Source organism: Acidobacteriota bacterium (assembly GCA_020845575.1).
In the GTDB taxonomy this organism is placed as follows: Bacteria; Acidobacteriota; Vicinamibacteria; order Vicinamibacterales; family Vicinamibacteraceae; genus Luteitalea.
On sequence record JADLFL010000020.1, the window covers coordinates 26,415 to 44,366 of the forward strand.

12 protein-coding genes are annotated in these 17,952 nt (G+C 67.8%); 6 read left to right on the forward strand and 6 right to left on the reverse strand.

Annotated features, from left to right (window positions below; all coding sequences use genetic code 11):
• The 3 genes from IT182_05975 to IT182_05985 are packed head-to-tail and all read left to right on the forward strand — an operon-like array spanning window position 1 to window position 3,676.
• Window positions 1–1,218, forward strand: a complete 1,218-nt coding sequence (locus tag IT182_05975; protein MCC6162878.1) for a glycosyltransferase — start codon at window positions 1–3, stop codon at window positions 1,216–1,218.
• A complete protein-coding gene (locus tag IT182_05980; protein ID MCC6162879.1) occupies window positions 1,193–2,299 on the forward strand; it encodes a glycosyltransferase in 1,107 nt (368 codons plus the stop codon). The genes IT182_05975 and IT182_05980 overlap by 26 nt, the downstream gene beginning before the upstream one ends.
• Window positions 2,300–2,326: 27 nt before the next feature.
• Complete coding sequence (locus IT182_05985) at window positions 2,327–3,676, forward strand: glycosyltransferase (GenBank protein ID MCC6162880.1); 1,350 nt, start codon at window positions 2,327–2,329, stop codon at window positions 3,674–3,676.
• 91 nt (window positions 3,677–3,767) lie between these two features.
• Here the strand turns inward: IT182_05985 and IT182_05990 are convergent, their stop codons facing one another.
• From IT182_05990 to IT182_06010, 5 genes are all read right to left on the reverse strand, one after another.
• Window positions 3,768–5,186 (reverse strand): MBL fold metallo-hydrolase, encoded by a 1,419-nt coding sequence (locus tag IT182_05990; protein ID MCC6162881.1) that lies wholly within the window; start codon window positions 5,184–5,186, stop codon window positions 3,768–3,770.
• A 67-nt stretch (window positions 5,187–5,253) separates the two neighbouring features.
• Window positions 5,254–6,675, reverse strand: coding sequence for a sigma-54-dependent Fis family transcriptional regulator (locus tag IT182_05995; protein ID MCC6162882.1), 1,422 nt, complete (start codon window positions 6,673–6,675; stop codon window positions 5,254–5,256).
• 20 nt (window positions 6,676–6,695) lie between these two features.
• Window positions 6,696–9,548, reverse strand: coding sequence for a PAS domain S-box protein (locus tag IT182_06000; protein MCC6162883.1), 2,853 nt, complete (start codon window positions 9,546–9,548; stop codon window positions 6,696–6,698).
• Between the two features lie 384 nt (window positions 9,549–9,932).
• Entirely contained in the window at window positions 9,933–11,855 is a 1,923-nt protein-coding gene (locus IT182_06005) for a TonB-dependent receptor (GenBank protein ID MCC6162884.1), read from the reverse strand.
• Between the two features lie 76 nt (window positions 11,856–11,931).
• Window positions 11,932–13,101: a hypothetical protein gene (locus IT182_06010; GenBank protein MCC6162885.1), complete on the reverse strand. Its 1,170-nt coding sequence runs from the start codon at window positions 13,099–13,101 to the stop codon at window positions 11,932–11,934.
• 87 nt (window positions 13,102–13,188) lie between these two features.
• On the opposite strand from IT182_06010, the gene glgC reads away from it, so the two are divergent.
• From glgC to IT182_06025, 3 genes are read left to right on the forward strand one after another with little or no spacing between them, the layout of a single operon-like run.
• A complete protein-coding gene (gene glgC, locus IT182_06015; GenBank protein MCC6162886.1) occupies window positions 13,189–14,457 on the forward strand; it encodes a glucose-1-phosphate adenylyltransferase in 1,269 nt (422 codons plus the stop codon).
• A 54-nt stretch (window positions 14,458–14,511) separates the two neighbouring features.
• Entirely contained in the window at window positions 14,512–15,819 is a 1,308-nt protein-coding gene (gene eno / locus IT182_06020; protein MCC6162887.1) for a phosphopyruvate hydratase, read from the forward strand.
• 24 nt (window positions 15,820–15,843) lie between these two features.
• Complete coding sequence (locus IT182_06025) at window positions 15,844–17,379, forward strand: 2,3-bisphosphoglycerate-independent phosphoglycerate mutase (protein ID MCC6162888.1); 1,536 nt, start codon at window positions 15,844–15,846, stop codon at window positions 17,377–17,379.
• Between the two features lie 105 nt (window positions 17,380–17,484).
• On the opposite strand, the gene IT182_06030 is transcribed toward IT182_06025, so the two are convergent.
• On the reverse strand, window positions 17,485–17,772 hold the full coding sequence (locus IT182_06030; GenBank protein MCC6162889.1) for a hypothetical protein: 288 nt from the start codon (window positions 17,770–17,772) through the stop codon (window positions 17,485–17,487).
• Window positions 17,773–17,952 lie beyond the last annotated feature (180 nt).

Below are 17,952 nucleotides of genomic sequence, written 5' to 3' on the forward strand. Positions count from 1 at the left end.
ATGGCTGTGGTCCACCAGGTGCTGGCCACGCTCGGCTACGGCGATGCGATCGGCCACGAGGTCCTCGGCATCCAGCGCGTGCTGCGTGCGGCGGGACACGAGTCGGACATCTTCGTGCAGACGGCCGATCCGCGGCTCGAGGATCTGACGCGCGACTACCGCGAGCTCATCGACGAGAGCTCGCCCGACAACGTCCTCATCCACCATTTCTCGATCGGGTCGCGTGCGAGCCGCGTGGCGTACGCACTGCCCGACAGGATGGTGCTCGTCTACCACAACATCACGCCGCCCGAGTTCTTCGTCGACGTCCATCCGCTGCTCGTGCAGCTCTGTTTCATGGGCCGCCGCGAGCTCGGCGCGTATCGCGACCGCTGCGTGCTCGCCGTGGGCGACTCGGCCTTCAACACGCGCGAACTGGTGGAGGCGGGATTTTCGCGCACGGGCGTATTGCCGGTGGTCCCGAGCTTCACGCACCTTGCCGATACGGCTCCGGGAACGATCGCCGAGAGCTTCGACGACGGGTGGACGAACATCCTGTTTGTCGGCCGGATGATCCCGAACAAGAAGATCGACGATCTGATCCGGATCTTCCACGCGTACAAGACGCAACACAACCCGCGATCGCGCCTGCTGCTCGTGGGATCGTACGGCGGCTTCGACCTCTACTTCGCGATGCTGCAACAGCTCGTGGCCACGTTGAAAGTGCCCGACGTGTTCTTCATGGGACACGTGAGCAACGAGGAGCTGTCTGCCTTCTACGACGTCGCCGATCTGTTCCTCTGCGCGAGCGAGCACGAAGGGTTCTGCGTCCCTCTCATGGAGGCGTTCCACAAGCGCGTGCCCGTACTCGCCCATGCCGCGACGGCCGTGCCGTCCACCATGGATGGCGGCGGCGTGCTCTACGAGACGAAGAACCCGTCGTACGTCGCGTCGCTCGCGCACGCCATCCTGGACGATGAGGAACTCGCCGGTCGGATCCTCGCCTCGCAGGACGCCGCGCTGGCCCGGCTGGCCGCGCAGGACTTCGACGGCACGCTGCTCCGCTTCGTCGACGAGGCGCTCGCCGCGCCACCGGGCGTGGCGCCAAGGGTACCGTTCGACTTCTGGGATCAGTTCGAGATGCAGGAACTGCTCGAGGAGGTCAGGCAGTACCGGCCGTCCGCGCTGAGGGCGCTTCCTGAGCGGCTCGCCGATGACACATCCGGCGGAGCGGCCTGAGGTGTCGACCGCGCCGCTCAGCGTGCACCAGTGGGTGCCGGCCGCGCACAAGGGCGACGCCATCGGCGACTCGGCGCGCCGCGTGCGCGACATGCTGCGCGCGCGCGGACACGCCTCTGAAATCTTCGCGCTGACGATCGACGAGGACCTGCGGCACGACGTGCGGCCGTTCGGCGACCCCGCCGCGCGCGAGGGCGACGTCACGATCTTCCACTTCGCGCTGCCGTCGCCGATGACGCAGGCGTTCGCGACGCTGCCAGGCGGCCGCGTCCTCCAGTACCACAACATCACGCCGGCGCATTTCTTCGCCGACTACGCGCCGCACATCGCGCGCCTCGCGATGCTCGGGCGCGAGGAACTGGCCACGCTGGTCGGGCACGTCGACCTCGCGCTCGGCGACTCGACGTACAACCGCGAGGAACTCGACGCGCTCGGTTTCGCGCCGACCGGCGTGATGCCCATCGCGCTGGATCTGGCGCGCATCACCACGGCGCCGCGGCGGCCGGCGCTGGAGAAGGTGCTCGGCGACGGACTGACGAACGTCCTCTTTGTCGGGCGCGTTGCCCCCAACAAGAAGATCGAGGATCACATCAGGCTGGCCGAGCACTACAAGCGCTACGTGGACAGCCACTATCGCTTCATCTTCGTGGGCCGGTACGATGCGGTACCGTCCTACTACGCCACGATTCGCGCGCTCATGGAGAAGTACCAGATGCCCGCGGATCGGTTCTGGTTCACGGGCCCGGTGCCCAACGCGGACCTCGCGGCGTTCTATCGGTACGCGAGCGTCTACATCTCGCTGAGCGAGCACGAAGGGTTCTGCGTGCCGCTGCTCGAAGCGATGGCCGCGCACGTGCCGGTCCTCGCGTATGGCGCGGCGGCCGTGCCCGAGACCATGGGCGGCGCCGGCGTCGTGTTCACGCCCAAGGATCTCGAGTTCGCGGCCGAGTGGCTCGGCCGGCTCACGTACGACGACCGGCTGCGTGCCGACATCATCAAGGGCCAGGACGCGCGGCTCGCGGCGTTCAGCGAGGCGCGCCTGCAGGCCGACCTCGACGCGCTGCTCGCGCCGTTTGCCTGACAGGTCCGGATCACACAGGATGCACCCGTGAAGATCGCTTTCATCATCCAGCGCTACGGCACCGAGATCCTCGGCGGATCCGAGTACCACTGCCGGCTCATCGCCGAGCGGATGGCGGTGCGGAACCACGTCGACGTGCTCACGACGTGCGCGCGCGAGTACACCACCTGGAAGAACGAGTATCCGGAAGGCACCGACCGCATCCGCGGCGTCAACGTGCGGCGGTTCGCCAGCGCGCGGACGCGCGATCTCACGGCCTTCAACGCGCTCTCGGACTGGATCTTCAACTATCCGCACACCCGTGAGGACGAGATGCGGTGGCTGGAGGAACAGGGGCCGTGGTGCCCGGCGCTGCTCGAATACCTGCAGCGCTCGCACCAGCAGTACGACGTGCTGATCTTCTTCACGTACCTGTACGCACCGACGGTGCTCGGCCTCGGCATCGCGCCGCAGAAGAGCATCCTGGTTCCCACCGCGCACGACGAGCCCGCCATCCAGCTCGGGATCTATCGCGAGCTCTTCGCCACGGCCAACGCCATCGCCTTCAACACGGAGAGCGAGAAGGCGTTTCTCCAGCACACCTTCGACATCCGCACCATCGTCGACGAGACGGTGGGGTGTGGCGTCGATCTGCTCGACACCGAGGGACACGGCAAGCCGCGGCGCGGCGTCGACGCGCCGCTCGAAGGACCGCTCGTGCCGGATGAGGAGGAGCCTGCGCCGGCGCAGTCGGCCAAGGAGGGTGTGGTGCGCGGCAGGCGCGGACGCGGTCCGCGCCACGAGCGGCCGGCCGCCGATCGCAAGCGCGGGATCGGCGAGGCGTTCAGGCGTCGCCATCGGCTGTTCGGCCACGTCGCCCTGTATGGCGGTCGTATCGATCCGGGAAAGGGGTGCGAGGAGCTGTTCGAGTACTTCAGCACCTATCGTGAGTCGGGCGGCGACGCGACGCTCGCGTTGATGGGCGCCAAGCTGATGCCCATCCCGGAGACTCCGTGGATCCGGTTCGCCGGCATGCTGCCGGAAGCCGAACGCCTGCAGGCGCTCGACGCCGCCGACGTGGTGGTGGTGCCGTCGCCGCTCGAGAGCCTGTCGCTCCTGGCCCTCGAAGCGATGGCGATGGGCACGCCCGTGCTGTGCAACGCGCGCGCGGACGTGCTCGTGGAGCACTGCCGTCGCAGCAACGCCGGGCTGTACTACGCCAATCGCGAGGAGTTCGTCGAGGCGCTCGCCCTCCTGATGGCCGACGCGCGCCTGCGCCGCGCGATGGGCCGCAACGGCCGGGCCTACGTGCAGGCCAACTATCGATGGGACGTGATCCTCGGCAAGTACGACCGCCTGATCGGTGGCCTCACGAGCGGCGCGCCAGCGCGCCGCTGACGGGCCGGGCTCGGAGAGCCGACCCTACCTATCGCCGCGGTGGGGAGGGCCGGCTCTCTCCGAGCCCGGCCCGTGAACCGCAGGCGTCACGTCAGGCGGACGTGGCGGGGGCGGTGCGGCGCCAGCGGGCGAAGTCGTCGTCCACGCAGCGCACGTCGATGCCCAGGCGCGAAAGGTACGCGCAGGCGAGGGCCGCGCGCCCGCCCGTGGCGCAATGCACGGTGACGGAGCGATCCCGCGGCACGCGTGCCTGTTCCACCGCCAGGCGACTCTGCGCGATCTGCAACGCGCCGTCTACGTGATCGGCGTCGTGCTCGGCCTTGCCACGCACGTCGAGCCATACACTGTCAGGTCCCGGCGGGATGGACTCCTCGAACGTGATCCTTGGAATCGCTGTCGTGACGCCTCCATCTGTGCGCCACGCGTCGAACGCCGCTACCGGAACCCAGCCCGCCACACGATCGAGACCGATCCTCGCAAGCTGCCGGACCAGCGTGTCGACCTCGGCGGGCGCGCACAACAGGACGATCGACTGCGTGTGCTCGACGAACGCGCCGGCGGCCGCGAGGAACTGCCGCGTCGCCGGAGCATGGAGGCTGCCCGGCAGGTGCGCGTGCAGGAACGCGGCGCGATCTCGCCGCGTGTCGAGCACGACGAGCGCGGGATCGGCCACCACGTCGGCGATGGTGATCTCGCGCGGCGACGGCACGGTACCGAGGACGGGCGCGCCGTCGCGATTGAGCTGCTTCATGCGCGCGAAGTACGGCGGCGGCTCCGGCTGTCCGGACAGGACTGCCTCGACGAACGCCTCGCGGGGGCCAGACGCCAGTGAGAGCGCGCCGTTGAACCGGCGCTCGTAACCCACCGTCGACGAGGGGATGGCACCGAGCGCCTTGCCGCACGCACTCCCCGCACCGTGCCCCGGCCACACCTGCATGAACTCCGGCCACGCCGACACCCGCGCCAGCGACGCGTGGAGTTGCTCGGCCGACGGCCGCATCGCGCCGGCATGACCGGCGGCTGACTCGAGCAAGTCGGGACGACCCACGTCGCCGACGAACAGGAAGTCGCCGGTGGCCACGCCGATCGGCGTATCGGCGCCGCTGCCGCGGTCGATGACGACAAACACCAGATGCTCGGGCGTGTGTCCGGGCGTGTGTCGCGCCTCGATCTCGATGTGGCCGACCATGAAGCGATCGCCGTCGCCGACCAGTGTCACGGGCGCGCGGCTCTGCTCCAGCCAGCGGTACTGCCAGTCTGGCGTCCCCGCCTTCGACAGCACGATGCGCACGTCGGGGCGTTCGGCGTATTCCCGCACGCCCGACAGGAAGTCCGCGTGGATGTGCGTCTCGGTGACGACGGCGATGCGCAGCCCTTCGGCGGCGGCGATGGCGTCGTAGCGGTCGATGTCGCGCTGCGGATCGATCAGGAGCGCGTCGCCCGTCCGCTGGCACCCCACGAGGTAGGCGTACTGCGACAGGCCGGCATCTGTGATCTGGCGGAAGAGCACGCCGACAGCTTAGCGCGAGTGCAGCCGCCGACGGGCCTGGCAAGCCCGGGCCCTTGTGATGCGCGATCTACCTGACGGGTTCGGGCTCGTCGCTGCTCCTGCGGCGTCGCGGACGGATCTCGTAGCGCTTGATCATCTCGTTCAGCGTGGTCGGCTTGATGTGGAGCAACTCCGCCGCGCGCTTTTGCACGCCGCCTGCCGCTTCGAGCGTGGTCTCGATGAGGCGGCGCTCGAAGTCGCCCGTGACCTCCTTGAAGGAGATGCCTTCCGGCGGCAGCACGAAGTTCGGCAACTGGAACCGGCGCGTGTTGCGCACGGTGTCCGGGATCAGGTCCGGCCCGATGCGCGAGCCCGGGCACAGGACCACGGCGCGCTCGATCACGTTCTCCAGTTCGCGCACGTTCCCCGGCCAGTCGTAGTCGAGCAGCAGGTCGAGCGCTTCCGGTGCCAGTTCGAGATCCCGCCTGTTGTTCTCCTCGCCGTACTTCTCGAGGAAGTGCTGTACGAGCAGCGGGATGTCTTCCTTGCGCGCGCGCAGCGGTGGCAGGTTCACGGTGATGACGTGCAGCCTGTAGTACAGGTCCTCGCGGAACCGCCCATCGTCGACCATCGTGCGGAGATCGACGTTGGTGGCGGCGATGATGCGGACGTCGACCTTGATCGTGTCCACGCCGCCGAGACGCATGAACTCGCGTTCCTGGATCACGCGCAGCAGCTTGGCCTGCGTCTCGAGCGGCACGTTGCCGATCTCGTCGAAGAAGATGCTGCCCTTGTCGGCGACCTCGAAGAGCCCCTTCTTCGGCGCGACGGCACCCGTGAACGCCCCCTTCACGTGGCCGAACAGGTTGCTCTCGAGCAGATCGGGCGGCAGGTTGCCGGAGTTGACCGTCACGAACGGCTTCTCGGCGCGCAGCGAGTTGTTGTGCAGCGCCCGCGCAACGAGTTCCTTGCCCGTGCCGCTCTCGCCGTAGACGAGCACCGTCGAACGGCTCGGTGCGGCCTGGATCACGAGATCGAAGACCTGCCGCATCTTGCCGCTGCGCCCGATGATGTTGGCAAAGCGACTGCCGTGCGTCTGCAGGTTCTGCTTGAGGATGCGGTTCTCGCGCGCGAGTCGTGAGCGCTCCACCGCGTTGCGCACCACCACCGCCACTTCGTCGTTCTTGAACGGCTTGGTGATGTAGTCGAACGCGCCGCGCTTCATGGCCGACGTCGCCGACTCGATCGAGCCGAACGCCGTGACGATGATGACGGGCAGGTCCTCGTCGAGCGCGCGCAACTCGCCCAGCACGGCCATGCCGTCGATGCCGGGCATCATGACGTCGACGACTGCCGCGTCGAAGGACTGACTCCGCGCGAGTTCCAGGCCTTCGGTGCCGTCGACGGCGAGGCGGACGTCGTAGCCCTCGCGCATCAACAGCGCCTCGAGCACTTCACGCATCACCTCTTCGTCGTCGACGACGAGAATCGTTCCCTTGCCAGTGGCCATCTCGGAAGTCCCTGCGCGCTTCAGCGCGCGCTCGTGCCTGTCGCCCCGGTCCCGGTACGTGACGAGGTGAAGGCCGGGAACGCCAGCGTGAACTGCGTGCCCTGCCCCACCTGACTGTCACATACGATCGTGCCGTGGTGCTCCTGCACGATGCCGTACGTGATCGACAGCCCGAGCCCTGTCCCCTGTCCGATCGCCTTGGTCGAGAAGAACGGGTCGTAGATGCGCGGTAAATGCTCGCTCGGAATCCCGGTGCCCGTATCGCCCACCACTACCACCACCTGATCGCCGTCACGACGCGTCTCGATGGCGATCCAGCCGCCCTTCGGCATCGCATCGCGCGCGTTGAGGAACAGATTGAGGAACACCTGCTGGAGCTTGTGCTCGACGGCACGCACGACCGGAGCCTCGGCCTGCAGGTCCTTGCGGACCTGGACGCTCGCCGCGCGGAACTGGTGATCGAGCAGCGACAGGACGTCGTTGATGACGACGTGCAGGTCCACGGGACCGGTTTCGGTCTGCGCGGGCCGCGACAAGTGGAGCAGGCTGTTCACGATCTTGGCGGCGCGGAAGGTCTGCCGCTCGATCTTCTCGAGCAGACGCGTGCGGTGGTCATCGGGGTCGGCCTGTTCCAGCAGCATCTGCGTGAAGCTCGAGATGCCGGTGAGCGGCGTGTTGACCTCGTGCGCGACGCCCGCGGCGAGCAGACCGATGGAGGCCATCTTCTCGGAGATCTGCAGCTGCTCTTCGAGCTGCACGCGCGAAGTGATGTCCTCGATCATCAGTACCGATCCCGAGATCGCGCTGTTGGGCGCGCGCAGCGGGTGCATCGCGGCGTTCACGAGCCGCTTGCGCGCACCCTCGACGTGGCGCGACACGAGCGGCGTGCGATAGACGGTGGCCGATTCGGTGCCGCCGCGCTCGGCCATGCGCACCGTGGCCAGGAATTCGGGATCGAACAGCTCGTCGAGGCGATGCCCCACGGCCTGCGCCGCCGCCACCCCCGCGATTTCCTCCATCATCGGATTCCAGCGCAGCACGACGCCGTCGAGGTCCGCGACGAGCAGGCCGTCCTGCAGCGACTGGACGACGCTCTCGCTGAATTCCCGCATGCGATTCAGCTCGTCGGCTTTCTCGCGCAGCTCGCGATAGAGGCGGCCGTTCTCGATGGCCGTCGCCACCTGCGCCGCCACCGCGCTCAGCAGCGTCAGGTCCTCGGTGCTGAGGGGCTCGCCGCTCGGACGGGACCCAACGCCGATGACCGCGATCGGACCGTCCTTGGCCAGGCACGGCACGAAGTACCGCAGCCCCCGCTCGTGCCAGAAGCGGACTTCCTCGGCAGCACAGCGGCGCACGGTGAACGCATCGTCGAGGTTGACCAGCTGACCGCTCTCGAGACGCGTGCCGATCCCCGACACCCGCTTGATTGGCGGCACGGTGTCCGGCGTGGCGCCAAGGGCACTATGCGTGGCGAACGCGTCTGCCGATCCGCTCGGTGCTGCGACAAACAGCGACACCCTGTCGACGCCGAACGTGTCGGCGAGACGCTGGACGAGACGCGCGGTGAGGCGATCGAGATCGAGGTCCGCGTTGAGATCGCGCGCGAACGCGAGCAGCGCGCGGCGGTAGTCGTAGCGATCGCGATAGTGCGCGTAGTCGAGCGCGGTCTGGATGCCGTTCTTGACGATCGGGGCGAGCACCACCACGAGCAGCGTCGCGAGGATGGCGATGACGGAGTTGTGCTGCTCGGATCCGCCGAGGAAGACGTCGCTCGCGAAGCGCAGCGTGATCGTGTAGATGGTGGCGATCGCCGCGAGCACCGTGGCGTACACCACGGCGCGCTTCATGATCACCTCGACGTCCATCAGCCTGTAGCGCACCACGGCCGACGCAAACGCCAGCGGCACGAGCGCGAGCAGCACCACCAGCAGTCCGAAGGCATCCCACGGGTGGTAGCCGAGGGCGTACGGGAGTCCGTAGAAGAGCGCGAACGGCAGTGCACCGGCGAACGTGCCCCACACGATCCAGCGCAACTGGCGGCGCGCGGTGACCGAGCGCAGGCGGCCGAGCGTGCGCGTCATGATCGTCTGCCCGACGACGAGCGCGGCCACGAGTTGCAGCATCTCCACGCGATCGAGCGTGACGATCCAGTTCTCGAAGGCGTCTCCGGGGAGTCCGCCCGCCAGCAATACCGACACCCGCGTCACGCCAACGACGATGGCCGGGAGATAGAGCAGCGGAACGAGACGGCGACCTTGCGGCGACTTGGCCCAGGTGTCGTGCCGGTCTGGGAAGACCAGCGCGAAATGGACAAACAGTGGCGGCAACGCGAGCATCGCGATGACGTCGCCCCAGTAGAACACCCAGTCGAGACGATCGAGACGTCCGCTGTAGGAGAAGCCGCAAACGCCGAAGAAGGCAACCGTCAGCCAGAAGAAATGGAGGGTGGCCTGATCGTGCGGGCGCTGCACGCGCACCGAGCAGCCGACGAGCAGCGCGAAGATCGCCACCGCCGCGAGGGAGTAGTACAGCAGCCGGGCACCATCGGCGACAGGCTCCAGCGCCAGCCTGACGGGTCGCTCGTAGCCTTCACGCGAGATGATGTACGAGAGCGGTTGGCCGCGCTGGCTGCCGTGCTGCGCGTCTCGCACTTGTTCGACACGGTCGATGCCGCGCCCGTTGATCGCGACGAGCACATCGCCCGGCTGGATCCCCGCGACCGCTCCCACGTCGTCCGGGCTGACGCTGACGGCCACCACGCCTTCCGCGCGCGCTTCCCACAGCACACCGTCCTCGACCTCCACCCACGAGAACCTGACGGCGATGTTGGCCGCCACAAGGGCGAGCAGCACCGTCGTGACCACAACGGCCATCGCCGCGCGCATCCACTGCGCGCGTTGCGGTCCCTCTGTGGATAGTGGCCAGACTCCGTCGGACATCGGCGATCAGATCAACGAATCACCGGGCCGGGCACCGAGCCGTTGTTCGTTCAGGCTTCAGTGCTAGCAAACGGCGTTCCAGCACGTCTGGCTGAACGCATGGTGCAAGTACCCGAAATTCAACGCGTTCCGGGGAGGCTCCCGCGATGGATCCGGAAGATCGTCCGACGGCTCCAATCGATGGGATCGTGACAACGTACATTTGGATCCCACGCGCAGTCAATCGCTTACGAGGCCAGGGCGAACGGGTTGAAACCCGTTCGCTCCATTCGGAGGGTTTGTCCGATGAACGGTTGCCGGCTTACCGGTTGCCGGCGTCTAGAACTTGACCAGCACGCCACCGACGACGCGCTTGGGGGGGCGGATGACGAGGAGCTCGTCGAAGACGGAACCCACGGCATCGCCATCACGGAAGAGGTTGCGGACGGCGACAACGAACTCCCAGTCGGCACCCGTGGCGCTCAGGAACGGGAGCCGCTGCGACACCTGCACATCGAAGCGGGCGTCGGTACTGGCGTCGGCGAGCAGCGGGCTGCGACGCGCGAAGGCCGAGTTCACCTTCCAGGTGGCCGACACGCGCGTGGCCGTCTCGGGCACGTCGGTCACGACGCGCGCGGTGAGGTCGTGAATACGCTCGTGGCCGGCCCTGTCTGCCGAGGGCGCCATCACCGCGATCACGCCACGCTCGCCGGTCCCGAACCACTGCGCGCGCGCGACCGTGTACTCGACGGCGCCGCGGAAGCGAGGACCCGCGTCTTGCGCGACGGCAAACACCCAGCCGCCCGCGTTGACGTTGCCCCCGTTGGCCACGGCATAGTGCCCCAGATCCGGCGAGAGGGCCTGTGGCCCGACGCCGAACATCGCCACCAGCTGGTTGTCCACCGCCTGCTCGAAGCGCCTGACCCCCAGCAACAGTGGCCCCACCTGCCGCTCGATGCCGACGTCCACGTGCCGCGTACGCTCCGCGCTCAGCCGACCGGTGGCCGAGGCTGGCGTGAACGTCCGCTGCGGCGGCATGGAGAACGCCGAGAGGTTCCGCGCGTCGAACTCTTCGGCCCCCGGCGCGAGCATCTGCTGGGTCACCGCCACGCGCACCCAGGTCTTGTCCATCGGCGACACGGACACCGAGGCGCTCGGGCTCATCAGCGTGGGGCGGTCGAGGTAGTCGTAGTAGGCGTAGCGTGTGCCGTAGGTCACGACGGCACGATCGCTGAGACGCCACGTGTCGAACGCGTGGATGGTCCCTGCCGCACGCCGGCGCTCGGAGACGCTCATGAGCGCGGCGGGCGTGTGATCGGAGAAGCTCTGGAGCGCGAAGGACGCGCCCAGGTCGAGGGCATGACGCGACTCGGATGGCCGCATGTAGTTGCCCGCGACGATCCACGACGAGAGGTCGCCGCGGCCGATCGCGCCCTGGACCGACCACGCACCGGTACGTCCGATCGGCGCGCCGACCGTGGCGTACGCCACGCCCGACGGTCCTGATGCCCACGACGTGCCCTCGCCGCCGCTGCCTTCGTCGAACGCCGTCGCGGTGAGGAACTGGATCTGCCCCGACAGCGACGCGTCGCCGCCGAAGTACGACGTGGTGCTCCGTGCCGACGTCTCGACAGACGAGGCCCCGAACCGCGTCTCCACCCACTCCACATCGTCTGCGAGTGCATCGAGGGCGATCTGGCCCTGCGTGTCTCGCAGGACGGATCGCTTCATGTGGCGCAGGCGCCACAGGCGGGGCGAGTGTTCGTGATCGTCCTTCAGGGTCTCGGTCGACGGCGCGGGGGCGATGGTGGCGGCACCGCCAAAGCCCGCCGCAATCACGGGCGGTGGGGCATCGTCTGGTGCAGGGACGGGCGCCGCTGACGACAGCCGCGCCAGTTGCACGATGTGCCTGGCGCTCGCTGCCGGCGCCACGTCGACGAACGTCCGGGTCGACGCGCGGTATCCGGCCCGCTGGGCGCGAACGAGGTACGTGCCCACGGGCACGGCGGAGAACACGAACCGGCCCGACTGGTCGGTGACGCCGAACAAGGCATCCGGTCCGATTGCCGACACGGCCACGCCGGGGATCGGCACGCCACCCTCATCGGTGACCACGCCCTCGATGCGCCCGGACACGAGGTCCACGCCGGGCACGATCGACGCGAGTCCGTGCGCGCGCGCCTGCACGAGCGGCTGCCCCGTCGCCGTGGCAGCGACAGACAGACCGAGTGCGAGCGCCGTGAGCGTCACCGATCGGGTCATGAGCACTCCAGATGACGTCCCTCGACACACCGGCGGGCCTGTGCCCGCCGAGTGCCATGGACCCACCGGCTGCCGGCTAGGAACCGGCGACGGTGAAGGACACGTCGTGCGTCAGGGACTTGCCGGACTTATTGTCCGTCACTTTGATGTTCAGGCGGTAGTCCCCCGGCTCGAAGGCCGAAATCGGGACGTTCAGGCTGCCCACCAACTGGTGTCCCTGGGCCACGTCGAAGCCCGGGGGCAACGACTCGGCATTCAGATGCTGAGGCGCGACGCCGCGGAACTTCGCCTCCCCGAGCGGCCCCTTCTTGTACGGCTGCCACTCGATGAGCAAGTCAGGCTTCTTGTCCTCGCCGAGCGCCGCCCCGTAGACGATGAAGAACACCGAGAGCTCGTCGCTGCTCGCGAACTTGCCGTCCACGACAGGAGCGATCTCCAGGTTGCCGATGACGAAGGGCCGCGCCTTCTGCGCTTCACCCGTCGGCACCTCGTTGAGCGCCGTGACCTTGCTGGCCACGAACACGCTGGACAACTGGAACTGATCGTTCCAGTAGTCCGGCACCGTCGCCACCGCCTTGTGGACGGCCACTTTGACCGGTCCGGCGGCTGCCGCGGGATCCTTCACCGTCACGGCAATGTACGCGTCGTATTCGCCAGGCGTAGTGCTGAACGGACGGCTGAAGGCGAGCGGGCCGCCGGGGCCACGCGGAGTCGCGGTGAGGTCGTAGTAGTCCTCCCAGGGATACTCGACGCCAGACACGGCCTGTCCGGCCAGATCCTGCTCTTCCTTGCCCTTCTTCTTCTTCTTGTCCCGCTTCTCCTTCTCCTTCCTGGCCTTCGGGTCAAGCGGAGGCGGAGCCTCGGGCGGCAGCGCGCCCTTCTCGGTGAGGCGCACGTACACGGCGAGCGATCCGCCCTGGCCGATCACGCCCGGCGGCATCGTCACCGTGAACGGCGCGTAGATCTTGTTGTCCGACGCCTTCAGGTAGTCGGTCGTCAGCGTCATGTCCATGGTGGTCGCCGGATCGGCGGTCACCGTGCGCGCCACGGGATCGGCGATGTAGACCGACGTCCCGGCGTTGGCCTTCATGGCTTCGTTGGTCGCTTCGACGAGCGCATCCACCAGAACCTGTTTCGGGTCCACGGGCGGTGCGGCCTTGTCGTTCTTCTTCTGAGCAAGAACCGGACTGGCGGCGAGTGCGATGGCGAGCCCCGTCGCGAGCCAGGTGAGTCGAGTCTGTTGCATCGTGCACTCCCCCGGGCATGCTCCTGCATGCAGGATTCCGGATCATAACGCCGGAACGGTGAGCCTGCGATACGATTCCGGTCCATGTTGAACGATTCGCTGGTCATCGTGCTGGCAGGTGGGGTGGGGGAACGGCTGTCACCGCTCACCCGGGAGCGCGCCAAACCCGCGGTGTACTTCGGCGGACCGTACCGAATCATCGATTTCACGCTCAGCAACTGCATCAACGCCGGACTGCGCCGGATCTTCATCGTCACGCAGTACAAGAGCCTGTCGCTCAACAGGCACATCAGGCTGGGCTGGAGCGTGGTGGCCGAGGAACTCGGCGAGTTCATCGAAATCCTGCCGCCGCAGAAGCGCGTCAGCGACAACTGGTACCTCGGCACCGCCGACGCCGTGTACCAGAACCTCTACTCCGTCGTCCGCGAGGGTCCGAAGCGGGTGGTCATCCTGTCGGGCGACCACATCTACAAGATGGACTACTCGAAGATGATCCGCTGGCACGTGGAGAAGGGCGCCGCGGCAACGGTGGCGACCTACGAAGTGCCCGTGCAGGAGGCCGCGCGGCGGTTCGGCGTCATCCAGGTGGACGAGGAAGAGCGCATCGTCGGCTTCGAGGAGAAGCCTGCCGAGCCCAAGGCGATCCCGAGCATGCCCGGCGTGGCGCTGGCCTCGATGGGCATCTACGTGTTCGAGGCCGACGTGCTGATCCGCGCGCTCGAGGAGGACGCGGGCCGCGACAGCAAGCACGACTTCGGCAAGGACATCCTGCCGTCGCTCATCGGCCGCGCCCCCGTCTACTCGTACCGCTTCTCCGACGAGAACAAGAAGGCCAACAAGTACTGGCGCGACATCGGGGAGCTCGACGCCTACTACGAGGCCAACATGGACCTCGTGCAGGTCAACCCCGACTTCAATCTCTACGATCCCGACTGGCCGATCCGGACGTGGATGGGCCAGGCGCCTCCCGCCAAGTTCGTGTTCGACGATGAAGGGCGGCGCGGACAGGCGCTTGACTCGATCATCTCGGCCGGCGTGATCGTGTCGGGCAGTACCGTGCGCGGCAGCATCCTCTGCCCGAACGTGCGCGTGCACAGCTACTGCGACATCGATCGCAGTATCCTGATGCCAGGCGTCAGGGTCGGGCGTCACGCCCGCATCCGCAACGCGATCATCGATCGCGACGTCTTCATCCCGCGCGGCGCCGTCATCGGCTACGACATCGAGGAGGACCGCAAGCGCCACACGGTCACCGCGAAGGGCGTCGTCGTCGTGACCACCAACGATGAGCCGTACGTCCAGACGCCTGAAGACACGCGCCGCCAACGCGAACAGGACGACGCGCGCAAACCCTGAGTTTTTTCTTTCCTTTTCCGCAAGCCGTCAGCCGCAGAGCACCATCGAGGAGTCATCGTGATCATCAAGCAGGTCATCGGACGCGAAATTCTTGATTCGCGTGGCAATCCCACTGTCGAAGTCGACATCACGCTGGATGGCGGCGCCTTCGGGCGTGCCGCCGTGCCGTCGGGCGCGTCAACGGGTGAGCGTGAAGCGCTCGAACTGCGCGATGGCGACAAGAGCCGGTATCTCGGCAAGGGCGTCCAGAAGGCCGTCGCCAACATCAACGGCGAGATCGCCGCGGCGATCGTCGGCAAGCCGTTCGATCAGGAGAGCCTCGACGAGACACTGATTGCCCTCGACGGCACGGAGTTCAAGAGCCGCCTCGGCGCCAACGCGATCCTCGGCGTCTCGATGGCCGCCCTGCACGCCGGCGCCGCCGAGAAGCAGGTGCCGCTCTACGAGTACATCGGCGCCCTGCGCCATGCGATGGCCGGCGGCGGTCCCGCGGACCTCCTGCCCGTTCCGATGATGAACATCCTCAACGGCGGCGCGCACGCCGACAGCAGCGTGGACTTCCAGGAGTTCATGGTGATGCCGCTCGGCGCGTCGAGCTTCTCCGAAGGCCTGCGCTGGGGCACCGAGATCTTCCACACGCTGCGCGGCATCCTGAAGGGCCGCGGGCTCTCGACCGGCGTGGGCGACGAGGGCGGTTTCGCGCCGAGTCTGAAGAGCAACCAGGACGCCGTCGAGGTCGTGCTCGAGGCCATCGGCAAGGCCGGCCTGAAGGCGGGCGAGCAGGTGTGGATCGCGCTCGACGTCGCGTCGAGCGAGCTCTGGAAGGACGGCCAGTACGTCTTCAAGAAGTCGGGATCGCCCACGCGCTCGAGCGAGCAGATGGTGGAGCTGTTTGCCGACTGGGTGCGCCAGTACCCGATCTGCTCGATCGAGGACGGCCTGGCCGAGGGCGACTGGGACGGCTGGAAGCTGATCACGCAGGCGCTCGGCGACAAGGTGCAGCTGGTCGGCGACGATGTGTTCGTGACCAACCCGAAGATCCTGGCCGAAGGCATCGCGCAGGGCGTGGGCAACTCGCTCCTCGTGAAGCTGAACCAGATCGGCTCGGTCACCGAGACGCTGCGCGCGATGAAGATGGCGTGGGACGCCGGCTACACGACGGTTGCCTCGCACCGCTCGGGCGAAACGGAAGACAGCACGATCGCCGACCTCGCCGTCGGCACGCGCGCGGGCCAGATCAAGACGGGCTCGGCCAGCCGCAGCGATCGCACGGCCAAGTACAACCAGCTGCTGCGCATCGAGGCAGCGCTCGGTGCCAACGCCAGGTACGCCGGCAAGGCCGCGATCAAGGCGATCAAGTAAGCACGCGTGAACGAGTCAAGCACCATGTCCAACCGTGCGCCCGTGGCGCTCATCATCCTCGACGGCTGGGGCCTGCGCGACCAGACGGATCAGAACGCCGTGGCACTGGCAGAGCCGCCCGTGTTCAGGCGGCTCTGGTCCACCTATCCGCACGCCCGGCTGGAGGCGTCGGGTGAGGCCGTCGGCCTGCCCGCCGGCCAGATGGGCAACTCCGAGGTCGGCCACACCAACCTCGGAGCGGGCCGCACCGTCTACCAGGACCTCACGCGGATCGACAAGGCGATCGCCGACGATCGCTTCGACGCGACGCCGGCACTGCGTGCCGCGATCCAGGCCGCGATCGACGCGGGCACGGCCGTCCACCTGCTCGGCCTCCTGTCCGACGGCGGCGTCCACAGCCACCAGGCGCACCTCCATGCGTTGCTGCGGCTCGCGAAGGGGATGGGCGCGCCACGCGTGTTCGTCCACGTCATCACCGACGGGCGCGACACGTCGCCGACCGGCGGGCAGGGGTACATCGCCGCGCTGGAGGCGGTGTGCGCCGAAACGGGTGCGCGCATCGCGAGCGTGTCGGGCCGGTACTACGCCATGGATCGCGACAAGCGGTGGGAGCGCGTGAAGCTCGCCTACGACGCGATCGTCACTGGCACCGCACCGCCGGCACCGTCGGCGGAGGCTGTGATCTCCGCGGCGTATGCGGCGGGTACCACCGACGAGTTCATCCTGCCGGCCACCATCGTCGACGCATCGGGCCGCCCCGTGGGGCCGATGGCCGACGGCGACCAGGTGATCTTCTTCAACTTCCGGGCTGACAGGGCGCGGCAGATCATCAGGGCGTTGATGTTCGACGACTTCGACGGGTTCGACACCGCACCGCGTCCGAAGGTCGGCCTGACGACGTTCACCGAGTACGACGCGACGTATCCGTTCCCCATCGCGTTCCCACCGCAGACGGCCACGCAGTACTTCGGCGAGGTGCTGCAGGCGCACGGCCTCACGAACATGCGGCTCGCGGAGACGGAGAAGTACCCGCACGTCACGTACTTCTTCAACGGCGGCATCGAGACGCCGTTCGCGGGAGAGGATCGCGTGCTGCTGCCGTCGCCGAAGGTGGCGACCTACGATCTGCAGCCGGAGATGAGTGCGTCAGGCGTGGCCGACGCGTTCGTCGACAGCGTGCTGCACCACAGGCACGACGTCATCATCTGCAACTTCGCGAACCCCGACATGGTGGGCCACACGGGCAAGCTCGACGCGGCAATCGCGGCGATCACGGCCGTCGACGCCTGCCTTGGCCGCTGCATCGACGCGCTCCTGTCGGTGGGCGGTACGGCCATCGTCACGGCCGATCACGGCAACGCCGAGCAGATGTGGGACTACACGCTCGACGCGCCGCACACGGCCCACACCACCAACCTGGTGCCCGTGGTGCTCGTCGGCCCCGACGTGGCCGACAGGACGCTGCACGACGGCGCCCTGACGGACGTCGCGCCGACCCTCCTGCACCTCCTGCACCTCCCGCAGCCCGCGGAGATGACAGGACGGTCGCTCATCGACTGATCGGGGCCCGGCAACGGGCAATCGGCAACCCGGCAACCGGGCACCTGTCCGGCCCCTGATGTCCATCCGGTTGCCCGTTGCCGGGTTGCCGGTTGCCGGTCGGACTCACACCTCTTCGGTGGCGGCGTCGGGGGCGATTCTCAGGGATTTGAGGAACCGGCGGTCGTTGTCGGTCATCGCCACATGCCGGGCGGCGTGGGTCGGCCTGGGCGACCGCCTCGCCTTGCGACCCGTCCGCGTCGCGAAGCCGATCTCCGCGTCGAGCGTCACCCGCACGTCGTAGCCGGCCTCCCGCGCGCGCGCGCGGCAGGCTTCCACTCGTGGATCAGAGGCCACGGCGTCGGCCATGGCATCGGCCAGTTCCTTCGCCAGTCGATTCACGGTGTCGTCCACACTGAACTCCCTTCAGGCACGCAGGCTCGAACCCTGCGTGCGGCTCGACGGGCACGCCGGATCCGCGGGTGGAATCGGTGCGATCGAGCGCCATCTGCTGTTTCATCGGAGGAGGCGTCTGGAGGTACTTGAAACGGAATTCGGCCCGATTGTATCGACCCGGTCCTGACAAAGGCAACA